Origin of the sequence: Bifidobacterium gallicum DSM 20093 = LMG 11596, from assembly GCF_000741205.1 — a bacterium.
GTDB classification, from domain to species: Bacteria; Actinomycetota; Actinomycetes; order Actinomycetales; family Bifidobacteriaceae; genus Bifidobacterium; species Bifidobacterium gallicum.
In genome coordinates this window covers 338,041-353,758 of the sequence record NZ_JGYW01000005.1, presented here as the reverse complement: position 1 = coordinate 353,758, position 15,718 = coordinate 338,041, and the positions used below count along the sequence as shown (strand labels likewise).

General features: G+C 58.8%; 8 protein-coding genes and 1 riboswitch. Of the genes, 4 read left to right on the top strand and 4 right to left on the bottom strand.

Going from position 1 to position 15,718, the window contains the following annotated elements; genetic code table 11:
* Positions 1-55 precede the first annotated feature (55 nt).
* On the bottom strand, positions 56-2,461 hold the full coding sequence (locus BGLCM_RS05995) for an energy-coupling factor transporter ATPase (RefSeq protein WP_006294787.1): 2,406 nt from the start codon (positions 2,459-2,461) through the stop codon (positions 56-58).
* On the bottom strand, positions 2,458-3,126 hold the full coding sequence (locus BGLCM_RS05990) for an ECF transporter S component (RefSeq protein ID WP_006294786.1): 669 nt from the start codon (positions 3,124-3,126) through the stop codon (positions 2,458-2,460). The genes BGLCM_RS05995 and BGLCM_RS05990 overlap by 4 nt, the downstream gene beginning before the upstream one ends.
* Positions 3,111-3,264: riboswitch (FMN riboswitch) on the bottom strand. (Overlaps the previous gene by 16 nt.)
* Positions 3,265-3,665: 401 nt before the next feature.
* On the opposite strand from BGLCM_RS05990, the gene ppgK reads away from it, so the two are divergent.
* Both ppgK and BGLCM_RS05980 read left to right on the top strand, forming a co-directional pair.
* Complete coding sequence (ppgK, locus tag BGLCM_RS05985; RefSeq protein ID WP_006294784.1) at positions 3,666-4,436, top strand: polyphosphate--glucose phosphotransferase; 771 nt, start codon at positions 3,666-3,668, stop codon at positions 4,434-4,436.
* Between the two features lie 122 nt (positions 4,437-4,558).
* A complete protein-coding gene (locus BGLCM_RS05980; protein ID WP_006294783.1) occupies positions 4,559-5,782 on the top strand; it encodes a pyridoxal phosphate-dependent aminotransferase in 1,224 nt (407 codons plus the stop codon).
* Here BGLCM_RS05980 and BGLCM_RS05975 read toward each other — a convergent pair whose 3' ends face one another.
* Both BGLCM_RS05975 and BGLCM_RS05970 read right to left on the bottom strand, forming a co-directional pair.
* Positions 5,783-6,592: an ATP-binding cassette domain-containing protein gene (locus tag BGLCM_RS05975; RefSeq protein ID WP_044085142.1), complete on the bottom strand. Its 810-nt coding sequence runs from the start codon at positions 6,590-6,592 to the stop codon at positions 5,783-5,785. It lies immediately after the preceding gene.
* A gap of 94 nt (positions 6,593-6,686) precedes the next feature.
* Positions 6,687-8,894 carry a hypothetical protein gene (locus BGLCM_RS05970; protein WP_052295099.1) on the bottom strand — a complete coding sequence of 736 codons (2,208 nt, stop codon included), beginning with the start codon at positions 8,892-8,894 and terminating at the stop codon, positions 6,687-6,689.
* 114 nt (positions 8,895-9,008) lie between these two features.
* Here BGLCM_RS05970 and BGLCM_RS05965 point away from each other — a divergent pair, with 114 nt between their 5' ends.
* Together BGLCM_RS05965 and ligA are read left to right on the top strand one after the other, a co-directional pair.
* A complete protein-coding gene (locus BGLCM_RS05965; RefSeq protein ID WP_006294780.1) occupies positions 9,009-12,470 on the top strand; it encodes a hypothetical protein in 3,462 nt (1,153 codons plus the stop codon).
* Positions 12,471-12,678: 208 nt separating this feature from the next.
* Complete coding sequence (gene ligA, locus BGLCM_RS05960) at positions 12,679-15,399, top strand: NAD-dependent DNA ligase LigA (RefSeq protein WP_006294779.1); 2,721 nt, start codon at positions 12,679-12,681, stop codon at positions 15,397-15,399.
* The last annotated feature ends 319 nt before the right edge of the window (positions 15,400-15,718 follow it).

Genomic DNA, 15,718 nt, shown 5'->3' with positions numbered 1-15,718 from the left:
GTGTTCTCCATTCATTTTCCCCAACACGCACCGATTGCATTGATGGTCCGCTGGCTCACAGCGGCATGGTTCGCAACAGCCACAATCCTGCGCAGGCGACTGCGACTATGGCCAGCAGCAGCCAGTCGCGCCAGGTGCAGCGCATGACGCGCCAGTGGGTGCGTTGCAAGCCTTCTTCAAAGCAGCGTGCGTCCAAGGCCAGACTCAACGTGTCGGCATGGCGCAACGCGGCCGCGAAGACGGGCATGATAATCGCTGTCATCGCACGCAGACGCGCTGTGATGCTACCGCTTTCCACGGCTCCCGCACGGCAGCGTTGCGCGTCACGTACCGACTGCACTTCTCTGGACAGCGTGGGCAGGAACCGCAACGCCAGTGCGGCGACGAGCGCCACTTCCTGCACGTGCCATCCCCAGTTTTGTAACGGTCGCATCAGTGATTCGCAGGCGTCTGTCATGGCTGTGGGTGTCGTGGTTTCCAGCATGACGGCACCGAGGACGATGACGACGGTGAACCGCAACGCATAGAGCACGCCCGTTTTGGCACCCACATCAGTGACCTGCAACACGCCCCACTGCACCAGCACGGTACCGTCGCGCACAATCAGCACGTTGAGTACGGCAACGAAGATGAACATCACCACAAACCAGCGGATCGCACGCCACAACCGTGCGATGCCGATATTCGCTGCGACCACGAGACCTGCCGCTACAGCCATGCCGATGCCCAGCTGCGCCCAATTTGACATCGTGAACGCCGTGCACATGAGCACGAGCAGTCCGATCATTTTGACGCGCGGATCCAACATGGCCACCCATGAGCGACGCGGGCTGTTCAACGCTTCAGCATCGCCGGCCTGGCTATGCACGTGGTGCTGCTGGTTGACCACGTTCACGGCCAGTTGGCGTCCTTGGCCGTCGCGCAATGTTTGCAAGGAGTCGCGTAAGCGGCGTTCCGGCTGCCCGAATACGATCACCCGGTCGGCAATGTGTTCGGCCACGTGCACGTTATGCGTCACGATGACTATGGTCAAGCCACGTTCGCGCAGCATATGGATAATGTCGATCATGCGCGCTGTGGCCGTTTCATCCAATCCGGCTGTCGGCTCGTCCATCACGATCACGCTCGGCTCGCATGCGAGCACGCCCGCTATGGCCACGAGCCGCTGTTGACCGTCCGACAATTCGAATGGTGACCGCTCGGCCAACTGCCCGATGTTGAGCAGGTCCAGCGCGTGCATGACCTGAGCGTGCACGCGCGGGTCGTCGAGTCCCAGATTGCGTGGTCCAAACGCCACGTCCTCACGGACGGTTGGCGCGAACAGTTGGCGTTCGGGATGCTGCATCACGTATCCCAACGTGCGGCGCAATTCGCGTAAATGTGCGGGTTTCGCCAGTTTGGAGCGGCCTTTGGCTCGAGCTGTGGCTACTGGTATACCCGCTATGGTGATCGAGCCCGTACTAGGTTGTTCGAGCGCGCATAGCAGCCGCGCGAACGTTGTTTTACCCGACCCGTTTTCGCCGAGTACGGCCGTGACCGTGCCGGGTTCGATGTCAACGTCCAGTCCGTTCACGGCCGGACGGTTGGCTCCCGGATAGGTCAATGACACGTTGTGGCAGCTGATGATCGGGGAGTGGTTTTTTGTTGATTTCCGCTCGCTCTTCATCGCCGCTGCCACTTCGCCATGCGCCACGGTGCTGCTTGTAGTATGCGCGGTGGTGGCATGGGACTGGTCAACGGCCACGGGAGCGGTAGCGCAAATAGCAATATCAGTGTCGTCAACGAGACGGCCATGTTCCAAGCGCACGATGCGGTCGGCGCGCGCGAGTTCCTCACGCAAATGCGTGATGATAATGAGCGTGGTGCCCTGCTGTTGAAGACGGTCGAGCGTGGCCATGACGTCGGCGCGCGCGTCGGGGTCGAGCATGGCCGTGGGTTCGTCGAGCACGAGTGCGGCAGGCTGCATGGCGAGCATGTCGGCGATTGCGATGCGTTGCTGCTGACCGCCGCTCATGACGGTCGGGTCATCACCGCGTGACGCTTGCATACGCACCAGCGACAACGCCGTGTCAATACGCTGACCAATCTGCTCGCGTGGCACCGCCAAATTCTCCGGCCCGAACGCGATCTCATCTTCGACCACCGTGGTGACGAGCTGATCTTCGGGATTTTGAAACACGGCGCCAATCACACGACGCGCGGCACGATAGGCGCCAGGATCGACGCCAGTCTCGTCACTGAACACAAGATGCCCGGCCAAGGTGATCGTGCCATGGTCGGGAGCTGCCAAACCGGCGATCAGCCGGGAGAGCGTCGACTTGCCCGACCCGTTCGGGCCGACCAGACAGACACGCTCCCCAGGCCGGATCGTCAACGATACGTCGTCAAGCGCCCAGGAAGTCCCATGATCATAGCTGAAGCGCACATGATTGAGCGCAATGAGAGGATCGGGTTCGCTCACCGTCCCACCAGCTTGGACACAGGCTTGTAAATCAGGAACGTGACCACATCATGAATCGCGAACTTGATCAGGTTGAACGGCAGCAAAATCGGCACAATCATCGCGGCAACCTGCGCGATTGACATGTGCGCGTACAGCGGCGTGATAAACAGGTTGCACACGATGGCCGCGACGAGCGCGCACAACGAACCCACAGCCAACGCGACGACGGCGCGGGCTCGCGTCTTATTGCCGCGGTAAATCAACGCAGCCGGCACGGACAGTGCGAGCGCCACAATGATCGCCATGATGGTGCCGAACGGATTCGAGAACACGTGCGGCAGGAAGCCGATCACGCTGACAATCGCCGCGGCTGACGGGCCGAATGCGAAACCGGCCAGCAGACAGACGATGCCGGACGGATCGTATTTGAGCCATGGGGCGGCTGGCATCAGCGGGATTTCAATGAAGCTCACGGCCATGGCCAGGGCGGAAAACAGCGCGTAAATGGCGATGCGTTTGGTGGACCAGCGTCCCGAGTCGCCCACGCCGGTTGAATGCGTGGTGTCGGGGCGTGTGGCCTGGCTGAGTGGTTGTGTGGAGGATTCGGCTGTGTTGGCCGAAGAGGTGGCGCGTGTGGTGGCATGCGTCGAATTGCCCATGAGGGGACCTTCCGTTTCTTCCATCCGGACTGTAACCGTTGGCCCCGGATTCACACCGGATCAACCGCGTCATGCGGGTTGCGGGCTTCGCGTCGAATACCGGTTATGGACCCGGCCTAGCGTTACCGCCAGTAAGGAATTGCACCTTCCCTGAAACTATGTGCATCGGCCAAGGCTACGGGACGGCCGGGCGATGAATCAATGATGGATCGCTGGCCGACAGTGGTGCGCCGGGTGCTGATGCATCTTCAGTTATAACGAAAGGCGGGGAAGGGCGGCAATCTTTCACAGAATTTTCTCAGCATCCGGATAGGAAGAACGGCGTTCTGCATGCAAACGTTTGTTACACTGGGGGAGGACGGATTCCATGGCATGTGGGGGTTACGCGCGGTGACGGGGTTGCCGGTCAATCCCGCGGACCTGGGCATACCATGGGGTGCGGCCGTATGAACATCCGTATTGATGATGGTCAAGAAACGGTAGGGCGTCGTTGCTCCACTACGTGTGCCGGCACCCGTGAATGTGCCGGGGCTGTCATACACCTTGCTAGGAAAGGGTCAATCATGATTGAAACCGCACAGGCTTTCGGCGTCGACATCGGCGGCTCGGGCATCAAGGCCGCACCTGTCAATTTGGAAAAGGGTGAATTCGCCGAACCACGTCTCAAGATCGCGACCCCGAAGGTGTCCACGCCGCAGGCCGTTGGTGAGATCGTGCGCCAGCAGCTTGAGCATTTTGAAGTGCCTGAATCGGCTCCTGTCGGCATTGCGTTCCCGGCTCCGATCAAGCCAGGCCAGAAGCTTGATTACATGGCCAACCTCGACAAGTCGTGGATTGGTGTGGACGTGACGGAAGTCTTCTCCGAGGCCTGCGGACGCCCGGTCACCGTGGTCAATGATGCCGATGCCGCCGGTTTGGCCGAACAGCAGTTCGGCGCAGCCAAGGGCCAGGAAGGCCTGGTCATCGCGACCACGCTGGGCACGGGCATCGGCACGGCGCTGATTTACAACGGTGTGCTGATTCCGAACACGGAACTCGGCCATATCCAGCTGCTCAAGGGCAAGGGCGAGGCCGAGGCGTATGCGGCTTCCTCGGTGCGTGAGAAGCTCGACATGGGTTACAAGAAGTGGGCGAAGCGCCTGACCAAGTATTACAGCCTGATGGAACTGTATTTCAGCCCGCAGCTGTTCGTGGTCGGCGGTGGCGTGAGCCGCGTGTCGGAGAAGTTCCTGCCGTACATCGACATCAACACGCCGATTGTTGCGGCAAGCCTGTGCAATGAAGCCGGCATCATTGGTGCCGCGTATTACGCATCAGTGCAGCAGGGCAAGTGACGCGCCACTCGAGCGAGCCAATGGTTATGAGGGCGGTGCTGTCGGACATCGGTTCCGACGGCGCCGCCCTTTTTTGTAGGTGTGTGAGATTGCTCATCGTAGTGGCGCAGTAGGCTAAAGGCGTGCGTTTTTCTTCCCGTGTCAATACCACAGCCCCCAATCCGATCGCGCTCGCCGAAGCGCAAGCACGCGCTGCCGGCATCGCGTTGCACAAGCTCAACGATTCCAATCCCACAGCACATGGATTGGCGCCCCACTCGTTGAACGCCGTCTACCATGCCGAGCCGCGTGGCCAATATGACGCGCGTGAAGTGTTAGCCGCGTTCCTCAACGCACGCGCCGAACAGGAAACACGCGAAGGCCGGGCGCACTGCCAAAGCCAACCCCATCAGGTCACAGCGGACCGGTTGTATCTGCTGAGCTCCACTTCACAAGCCTATGCGTGGCTGATGAAACTGTTGTGCGATGCGGGCGACGCTGTGCTCGGTCCCAAACCCGGCTATCCGCTCATCGAATCCATCGCAGGACTCGAATGCGTGCACAGCATCGAATACCAATTGGCGTTTGACGGTTCCTGGACCGTTGACGTGCCGGCGATGCGCGCGGCCATTGAAACGTTCAATACCGAGCATGCGCCACATCGTGTGCAAGCAATCATCGTGATCAACCCGAACAATCCGTCCGGATCCTATGTCAAACCCGCGGAACGCGAAGCGATCATTGATCTGGCACGCGCGATGGACTGCGCGATCATCGCCGATGAAGTGTTCTACGGCTATGACTTGGAACCGTTCGACGGCAATCAACGCTTTGCCGGAGAGAACGCTGTGCTGACGTTCGCGCTTGACGGGTTTTCCAAAATGCTGGCCGCGCCACACGCCAAAGTCGGTTGGATCGAGGTTAGCGGACCGCACACGGATGTCAGTGAAGCCATGCGACGGTTGGATGTAATCGCTGACGACTTCCTGCCGATGAGCGAACTGATCGCCCAAGCCATGCCCGCCATGCTGGAGGAAGCCAGTGCGCAAACCGCGACAGTGCGCGAACGCACGCAATCCAATTTGCGTCGGCTGCATGCATTGCTCGACGCGGACGAATTGGGCGTCACCCAAGTGCTGCGAGCTGAAGGCGGCTGGAACGTGCTGCTGCGCATGCCAAGCGTGATTGATGAAAACGAATGCGTGCTCGCGATGATTCGCGACCAGCACACCACGGGCCAGCCAGGCTACTTCTTCGATATGCCCGCCAACGGCTATTTAGCGCTCTCATTGCTGCCCGAACCCGCGCAATTCGAACGCAACGTGCACACAGTGCTGAACGCGGTACGCGCGGCACTCGCCGACTGATCACTGGTGGCGTCGCATCACGCTCGCATATTTGGCGCGGATCACTTCGGAATAGTGTTCGCAGGCGTCATTGGCTGGCCCGTCAAACACGATACGTTGGTCGTCGAGCACGAGCACACGGTCAATCAGATTGTCGGCATTCCTAACCAGATCAATGTCGTGCGTGGCGAAAATCACGGGTTTGCCACAGTGGAACAATGCTTGCGCCACGTGCGCCGTGCTGATTTCATCAAGCCCTTTCGTGGGTTCGTCGGCCACGAGCACAGCCGGATTCCTCGCGCATGCCACAGCCAACGTCAGCATGTGGATTTGTTCGGCGTCCAGCGTGGTCACTGGCATGCGTGATAGCTGTGTCAAGTCGAACCTGGAGAACACGCGTTCGATGATGGCTCTTGCTGCAGTGTCGTCGACATGCAACCGTTTGAGTTCGTGCGCGAGCGCGGTTTCAATGGATTGCGCCTGTTCAATGGCTGGAGGAATGTGTTCGGCGCGCACTAGCGGCAGCATGCGCTTCACATCACGCCGGTCCTTCGCCGTATTCGTGTTCCAGGATTGTTGTCCCGCTTCAACCTGCACCTCGCCTTGGGTTGGCACAACCGTGCCTGTAATCAGGTCGAGCAGCGTCGATTTGCCGGCTCCGTTCAACCCGATCAAGGCCGTGTGGGTATGCGTGGGTTCGAACGTGACCGTCGTGGCCGTGAGCCCCGACGAACCGTCCGGATATTGGTATGCGGCGTCACGCAACGCAATCGTCACATCCGTCACATCATTGAGCCGTTCATGACTGAACAGTGAGGAGAAAACACTCATGTCGCCCATTGTAGAACGATGATTATTGATTTCTCTGGTTGCAAGCAATCGTCCCGACAATCCATCCCACTGCATCACTTGGCACGCGTAGTGGTCATAGCAATGTGAACCAGGATTGCACGGCGTGGAACGTAGCCGGATCATTGACAATCAGCATGTCATCGCGCCCCAGCGCAAAACACGACATGACCGCCAACACGAGTGCTGCCAACACGCTCACTGCCACGACCCAACGGCCAAAGGCGCCCCGGCGCGTCACCCACCATGCGCCCACGGTGACGGCCCCCAGCATGAACAACCAGCAGAAATCCGCCATATAACGCCAACTGAAGCCGCCCACATAGGAGTCGAACACAAGTAGCAACGCCCCCAACACCAAGGCCGTGTTGCACAATCCCAGAAGTCCCGACCCGCGTAATTGTCGTCGCATGAACGGCACGGCCAACGCAAGCACCATCAACGGCATCAACCATACGATGCCGCCAATGGACGGTTCCGTGAACGACCACAGCGGCAATGGGGTAGGGCTGAGCGCGAGGAACGGGAACGTGGATTCAAACCGCAACGGCAACCCCAAGTAATACAGCATCGTCAACGGCATGTTGACCCATGGCGTATGGAACGACGTCATATCAGCCACAGTGAACTGGTAGGCATTGCCGAAATCCAACCATGAGCCAAACCGCGCATGGTTGTATGCCAATACGGGCGCCACCACCACGAGCGCGGGCACGCATACGGCAATCAGCAGCCGCACCACCAAACGCCCTCCATGCACGTCATGGTGTGCATGCGTTCGGATTCGCCAGAGCGCTCGCAATTGCGGCCAGAAGATCGCGAATCCCAGGATGGCCGCTGTGGCGAACGTGGGACGGCAGCCCATGGTGGCGCCGATGCATGCCGAACCTATGGCCACGCGTGGCAATGATACGGCGTCGGCGCCTGGTACCTGCCACAAGCCGAAGCGGCTCTTGCACGTGCCGCTACTGGCAGCGTGGCCAATGACTCCAGTGTGGGCAATGGTTGTAGCGGGTATTGCCGCGCCCATCCACACCCATAGGCCGATTAATGTCAATGCCATGGCGGCCGCGAACGGGATTGAATAGAAATTCACGCGATACCACAAATAGAGCATGTCGGAACCCAACACGAATGCCGTGGCCAACAAGCTGACAGCGGCCACGCTGATGTGATGTGATACACGTTGAACGATGCGGATCGACAGCAGCACGCCGAATATCGTGGCCAACGCCATGAATATCGGTTCAGCCGCTGCTGATGGCAGCATCAGGCCACCGGGCACCCATAGCGATGTGATTGCCTGATAGGGCAGGAACAGCAATATGGCCGGCACCACGCCAAAATACGAATACCAATGCCCGTCACGGAACGCGTAATCCCAATAGATGGGAGACGCGCCATCCTTCATCAAGTCAAGCCGTGTTTGCACATCATACGGATTGCTGACCTGAAGCAATTGGTCGGGCACCGGCAAGTCAAGCCATACGCGGCCATGGAATAACGCATCGGCCACATGGCCGTACTGGTCCAAGTCGAACGTGTAACGACCCGGCTCATGGAACACAAGCCGTGAGGCCGTGGCGATGGACACGCCAGCGCGCACGAGCGCATAGCCGCCCACGAGAGTCACAACAACGGCGAAGCACCAGCGTTGGCGCACCGAACGGGTATTGAGCGGTATCAACCATAGTGGGGAACCTGGCAGCCAGATAACCAGCAGCAGCCATGCCAGTATCATGACAAGCACGCGCACCCAATCCCACGAAAACGGCACTTGCACATTGGCGCGGATGTTCGTCAACAATGTGGCGCTACCGGCAGGCTCCTCCACCCATACGCGCACGCTGGACGCATCACAATGCGGCACTGTAAGCCATAACGAACGTGGTGCTTGGGGGCTGACTGACACGCTCGACGAACCGCATCCTTGGCCCAACGGTTCCACACGCAGATGCACCGTGCCATACGTGCCATCCCATGGTTGCGAGCGCGGTGGCACCGTGTCCACATGCAGATAAGGACTTGATCCATCCTGATGCACCACAAAATAGGCGCTTGTGGGATTGGTCACGCTAACAGCGCCATCGGAACCGCGCGCCAGGCCGGCGCCTGTGGTGGTGACCGCGGTGTCGGAATCAGTGCTTGCCGCCAGCGAACGCCAAAACGGCATGTTGAACACTACGCATTCCACCAGCATCGCCGCGACCACGCCAACAAGCATGAGCCAAAGCGTGCGATGCCATGCCTGATGCCGGCGAAGCGTGGAAGAGGTGCTGTGCATGCGTCCCATTGTATGGCCACCGTGGTGCGAATAACGGCAATGCGGGTGTGGAATATGCACGGAAATGCGCTTGTTGAACAAGCAGCAGTACCGTACCGGCTACAGTGAAGGGATATGGCACGCATGAAGAACAAGAACGCATCCACATCCGCTTGGCGCCATCACGCCAAGCGCACGCCGTCGACCCCGCACACGCAAGGGGCGGCGGCTGTCACGGCTGAGCAGGTGCGATCCATGCTCGAATCGTTTGCCAAAAACCATGTCGTCACGTTGTCGGCGCTGACCAAACGTCGCATCTACAAGGATTTCCCGAATGTGCCTCAAGGGGTCAGCTTGGGCTGGGCACAGCTGCCTGAACGCCAAGGCCAAGGGTTCATGCTCGGCATATTTCTTGACGCCCAACGCATCATCCCGCTCAGCTATGCCGATACGCAAGGCCATGTGTTCACCGAGGCGCGTCCCATGCACGACACGCATACGGCTGAACCTGTGTTCGCGTTTGTCAAAGACCATGATGGCGTGCTGCCCGACTCATCACGATTCTCCAGCCGCATGCCCTATGGCAAAACCATGGGCAAACAGGCCGATGGCACACGGTTGCGCGCCGTGGTCGCCGGCAACATCGTGGGCCGTGGCGAAGACGGGCGCATGCTCTGGCTCGCCTCATGGCTCAAAAGCGCCAACCGGTATTCGCTCGAACAGTTGCGCACACCATTGCCCGCCAATCTGCGCACGAACCTGCGGTACCGTGACGCGATGGCCATCGCCTATTTCGCAGCCTACTTTGTGCCCCAACAGCTGCATGTGCTGATCGGATACGGCTCGGGCAACATTTTCCGCCGACTGGGACGCGAAGCGCCATTGAGCGCCATACGCCGATCCGTAGCCGACACGGCAGCTGCCGAACGCAAGGGATTACGCGTGTCCGGGTTGGAACAATTCTTCACCGACCTCATGAGCGAAGTGAACGCGTTGACACCAATCAACGGGTTGGAAGCCGAACATGGGGCCGAACCGCTGCGCCTGACCACCTCGCCGCTGTCCGACACGTATTCGTTCCAATGGACCCATGGTTTGCCGTTCGACGCCGCGTTGCAATCATTGCGACTGGAAGGCAACCTCAACCGTTTCGCAGCCGTCAGCGCCTGGCTGGAACACAATGACCTTCAAGGCTTGCAACCGATTGAAGACACAGTCACACGTGAGCAGGCCGCACTCATCGACCAGGCATTGCTGCGCAACCCGGCGCTGTTGGCGTTGGGCGCACCATCGCGTTTGGGGCAGCAAGACCAATTGCAACACGAGTACGTGGACGTGTTGCGTGAAGACGGCTTCCTGGCCATCAACGACATCATCGAGCTTGCCGGACGCATCACGGCGCGATTCGCCCAAGCCGATACGGATATGGCCAGCCCAGAGTCCAACGGCAATGAGGGACCGCGGAAATCAACAACACAACAAACCCTGCATGATGACCGCTCCAACAGCACAGCCGAACCCGGACAGCGCAACAAACACGCGCCGATCAGCGAATGGGTGTACCGGCGTGCCATGGCGACCATGCTACGCAAACTCAGGCTGCCGTTCCGGTTCGACACGGAATTCCGCGTGAACCTCGAAGAAGGACGCGTGGCCATAGCCGTCACGCAAGCCGGACCCGCGTTGATGCCCGCGCGCGAATACGATACTGAACGGCGCCAATGGCGGCAGTTAAGCGACCAGGAACGTGCCAACCGCAGCGTCAACTACAATCTGCGCGTGGCATTGATCATGGCGGCGCTCGCGTTTGGTGCGGACGAATCCATCGGGGAAGTCGATGTGCGCATCGATTCAATCGGGCTTGAAGAAGCCGTGGCACGCCAAGATTCGGCTATTGAGGCGATGGTGCCGGACGCGCTGAACACGTTTGAACGGTTGCAAAAACCGTCTTCCGACACGGTGGAGAAACGTGTGACGTCAACTCAGCCCACGTCTGCCGTGGCAGACACCGACCAGCCGTCAAAAACCGTGGATTCGTATGCGCAGAGTGATGTCGATTCCGAATTCGAGCAGCTCATGCAAGGCATTGACATTGACGAAGTCGTGTTCAGCGAGCAATTTGACCAGCAAGACAAGCTGGAATCGTCGTATGATGCCGACAACGGCATTGAAGTGAGTGTGGTGCGCTCCCGTGATGATGGCCAGAGCGATCCGCTTGCCGATTTGCAAAGCATGCCCACGATGCAACCGTTGGTCAGTGTGACGTTGACGCGGCAACAGTTCCTCGAGCACATGGCCGCCGTAGGCTTGGCTGATCCGCTGGCCACGATGCGCCTGTTCAACGCCACGCTCGACATTGATTCCACGGCAGGTCTGGTGCCTACGGTGCCGCCGTTCTCGTTGCAGGATGAGCGGTTCGGCCCCAAGGATGCGCAGCGTGCTCCGGAAGCCGAAAACGTGCCATTGAGCGACCATGCCGCGTTCCTGTTGGGCACGAACGACACGTTTGGCCTGGCCATTGAGCGTGATGATCTGCTCAGCTATGCCATGCAAACGTTCCAGAGGCTCGCGGAAAACCAAACGGCGGATCCCGCGTCGCGCGCGTTGCAAGCGTCACGCATGATTGAACGCATCAACGATCCCGAGTTGTATTTGAAAGCGTCCGACATCGCCACAGCGCTGATTGACGGTCAAAGCTTGCAAGGCATGACGTTCTCTTGGTCGCGGGAATTGTCGCAGGAACGCACCAAGGCGCGAGACCTTCTGTTTTCCGGCCAGATTGAGGATGCCGTGACGCATGCCGAACACATGTTGGCGCGTTATGACGGACGGTTCCATGATGTGCATGAGACGATGCCCGCGGACGGCAATACGCCGCGTGACGCGGTGCCGCGCTATTTCAACTCGTATGCCGAACGTGTGGTCTACAACAAGTTGTTCGCCACTGCCGGTGAACGGTTGACGTTGGTGCCCAACGACCTGGTGTATGCGCATCTTGAACTGGCGGAATTGCTCAGCCAATTGCGTGGTCCGGAAGCCGCGTTGCCGCATTTGAACCAGGTGGTGGCCTACGCGCCCGCTTATGCTCAGGCGCATCTTCGCCTGGCCATGCAGTTGTACCGCATGGAGGATTGGGATTCAGTCAAGGCCGTCGCCTTGAACGCGTTGCGCGTGAGCCTTGATCGTGAGTCGGCGGCTGACGCTTACCATTATTTGGGATATACGGCGTGGATGCGTGACGAGTTTGAAGTGGCGATGGCATGCTATGCGCTCAGTGCCGCACTGGTGCCTGGCAACGCGTATCGCACCGACCAGATGCGTGAACTTATGGACCGCATGCAAAGCCAGTGCATTCCAGTGCCCTCATCGTTGAACGATGTGGCACGAGTGCTGACCAAAGCGGGCATGCCATTATGGCCAAGCAGTGAAATCGCTGACATTGTGGGTCCTGCGGCCCGTGTAGCCGTTGATCAAGGCTTGTTCGTGCCGGGACGCACCTTGGCTGTGGCCGATGCACGCTTGTCGGAAGCGTTGGGCCGTGGCACTGCGGCCATGGAACAAGTACAAATGCAGTTCTGGCGGTCGTTGAACGAATAATCTGCCCGGTATGTGTGCGGTGTAGCGCGGTCGCAGCGTTACGCAATAAGCGGGTTGAACTCGAATGCGGTTCAACCCGCTTATTGCGTGGTCGTGCCAATGATGGTCAACAATGCGGGAATGCTTTCCAAGCGTAAAGCATTATCGGGCTGCCGTTCCTTGCTACGCTGTTGCTGCAGAGGCGTTGCGCAGGAAGGAATGGTGGACCATGGCGGAAGATATGCACATGCAGGCGGGGGATGACGCGTGGATTGCGGCGTTGACACGTTCCGATCAGGATGCGATGAAGCTTGAAACCGTGGATGTGCCGGCATTAGGTGCGGAACGTGCCCGCACACTGTGGCGCAAAGTGGCGTCATGGGTGGAGGCCGACCAAGTGGCGTATTACATTGATTCCGCGCCGATTTCCTCGGATGCCGCCTATGATGCGCGCTTGCGATTCCTGGAAGCGATGGAACGCGCCTATCCGGAACTTGATGTGCCGAGCTCGCCAACACATCGTGTGGGAGGCTCATTCTCGAACGAGTTCGTTTCAGTGCCGCAACCTTCACAAATGCTGTCGCTCGATGACGTGTTCTCGATTCAGGAACTGCGTGAATGGTATGAGGGTGTGCGCGCTGATTTGCAATGGCCTGAGGGTGAACGTCTGCCGATGACGTGTGAAGTGAAAATCGATGGACTCGCATTGAACCTGATTTACCGTGACGGCGTGCTGTCGCAAGGCCTGACGCGTGGTGACGGCAAAATTGGCGAAGACATCACGTTGAATGTGCGCACGATCAGTTCCATTCCGGGCAATCTGACTGAAGCGGGCGCCTCATTGGGCGACATCCCGCATATGGTGGAGATTCGTGGTGAAGTGTTCATGCGTTGGGACACGTTCCATGCGTTGAATGAACGCAACGAACAGGACGGCAAAACGCCATTTGCCAATCCGCGCAACGCGGCGGCAGGGTCGTTGCGGCAAAAGGACCCGCGCATCACGGCCGAACGGCATTTGAGTTTCTATGCGCATGGCATCGGCACACTCGACTGGGGTGAGGGCAAACCTGTGGATGCCGTGGATGTGGTCCACGACCAGTCCCAAGCCTATGATCTGTATCAGCGTTGGGGCATTCCCGTTTCCCCGCATAATCGTATGGTCGGCACATTCGACGAAATCCTCGACATGATCGACTATTACGGTCAGCATCGTGATGACATTGAACATCCATTGGACGGCATTGTGGTCAAAGTGGATGATTTGGCGTTGCAACGCCGGCTTGGCCAAACATCGCGCGCACCACGCTGGGCCATCGCCTACAAGTACCCGCCCGAGGAAGTGCATACGAAGCTGCGTGACATCATTGTGGAAGTCGGCAGAACGGGACGTATCACGCCGGCTGCCGTGCTCGATCCCGTCTATGTGGCCGGTTCGACCGTGTCACGTACCACATTGCATAACGGCTATGAGGTCAAACGCAAAGGCATTCTGATCGGCGACATAGTGGTGGTGCGCAAAGCTGGCGATGTGATTCCTGAACTGGTGGGACCAGTGATTGAAGCGCGCAAAGGTCACGAGGATCAGCTGCGTGAATTCCAGATGCCCACCACATGCCCGTCATGCGGCGCCACGTTGGAATACGACATGGAAGGCGGCAAAGATTTGCGCTGCCCGAACCATGAAAGCTGCCCGGCCCAGCTGACTGAACGCATCATCAACATGGGTTCGCGCAAAGCGTTCGACATTGAGCAGCTTGGCGAACAATCAGCCGTGGCACTGACCAACCCTGAGGACCAACGTCCGGCGACGGTGGATGTGTATGCGCCGAATGTGCAAGAAATAAAAATAGGTCCCGGCGAGGAACCCGAACCGTACGAACCTGTCGAAGGGCTGGAACTGCCACCCGTGCAAACGCCGGTGTTGACGAGTGAAGCGGGGCTGTTTGACCTGACGGCACCGCAATTGCGTGACATTCGAGTGTGGCGAGAAATCCCGATCATTGAAGTACGTGAACGCATTGACAGCAATGGCAAACCCAAGACCGTGCGCAAACGGTTGGGCGGTTCAGGTTTGTGGCGGCAGGTACCGGCGTTTTGGACGCAACCCAAGTGGGCAACCAAAAGCAAACCTCAGGCAGCACACGCTGATACACCACAGGATGCGCTGTTGGAAGCCGAGCAGGATTACATGGATGAAGTGACGGGACAGACCCAAGCTCCCGCACAGGCCGCCAGCATCGCGCAACGCTATCCAGACTATGATGTGCCGGCGGATGCTGTGATTGTGGATGAACGTACGAAGCGTGTGCGCGGAGAAACGAGCGTGCAACCGCAGTATGTGTGCCCGTCGGAAACCACACGAAGCCTGCTCGAAGAGATTGAGCATGCCAAGCATGCCGAACTGGACCGCGTGCTCGTCGCGTTGTCGATCCGACATGTGGGACCGCCCACGGCACGGCTGATTGCGCAACGGTTCGGCACGCTTGACGCGCTCATGCATGCGAGCAAGGACGAACTGGAATCGGTGCCGGGTATCGGTTCGGAAGTGGCACAAGCAATCCTTGACTGGTTTGCCGATGCCGACGATCCCACGTCGTGGCATGGCAGCATCCTGGCGCGTTGGAAGGCGGCCGGCGTGGAAATGAAGGCGCCGGAATCATCGTCGCTGCCTAAAACGCTGGAAGGCAAAACCGTGGTCGTTACGGGCTCGTTGCAGCAGTTCACACGTGACTCGGCCAAGGAAGCCATTGTCAATCGCGGTGGCAAAGCGGCCGGATCAGTGTCCAAAAAGACCGATTATGTAGTCATCGGCGAAGCCGCCGGCTCCAAAGCCAAGAAAGCCGAAGAACTCGGCATCCCGATGCTCGACGAAGCCCAATTCGTGCACTTGCTCGAAACCGGCGAACCCGGCGACCCAGCCGTGGAACAACCCACCTTTGACGAATAATGGTGCTGACGGCAACTCCTCAACCTTGACACGTCATTTTTACTTTACAAAGTAAATGATTGTTGTATGCTGTATGTGCCGAAATGATTCGGCACATACAGCAAGGATTCATTGTCCATCAAGGATAAACGAATCGGTCCGTTCCTTGAGTCGCTCGCGGAACAAGGATGGCGCATCGAATCTGTAAAGAAGGGTTGGATGTGCTATTCGCCCTGCAAGACGATGCCGCCAGTTTGTATCCATAGGACACCGTCGGATACAAATTGGTACAACTCCTGTATGCGGTATCTCAAGCGGAGAGGCTTCCAAGGGTGAGCGG

Bases quoted from the DNA above. Each gene is read 5' to 3' on its own strand.
- ppgK (WP_006294784.1), top strand. From the start codon at position 3,666: ATGATTGAAACCGCACAGGCTTTCGGCGTCGACATCGGCGGCTCGGGC.
- BGLCM_RS05970 (WP_052295099.1), bottom strand. From the start codon at position 8,894: ATGCACAGCACCTCTTCCACGCTTCGCCGGCATCAGGCATGGCATCGC.
- BGLCM_RS05975 (WP_044085142.1), bottom strand. From the start codon at position 6,592: ATGAGTGTTTTCTCCTCACTGTTCAGTCATGAACGGCTCAATGATGTG.
- BGLCM_RS05965 (WP_006294780.1), top strand. From the start codon at position 9,009: ATGGCACGCATGAAGAACAAGAACGCATCCACATCCGCTTGGCGCCAT.
- BGLCM_RS05990 (WP_006294786.1), bottom strand. From the start codon at position 3,126: ATGGAAGAAACGGAAGGTCCCCTCATGGGCAATTCGACGCATGCCACC.
- ligA (WP_006294779.1), top strand. From the start codon at position 12,679: ATGGCGGAAGATATGCACATGCAGGCGGGGGATGACGCGTGGATTGCG.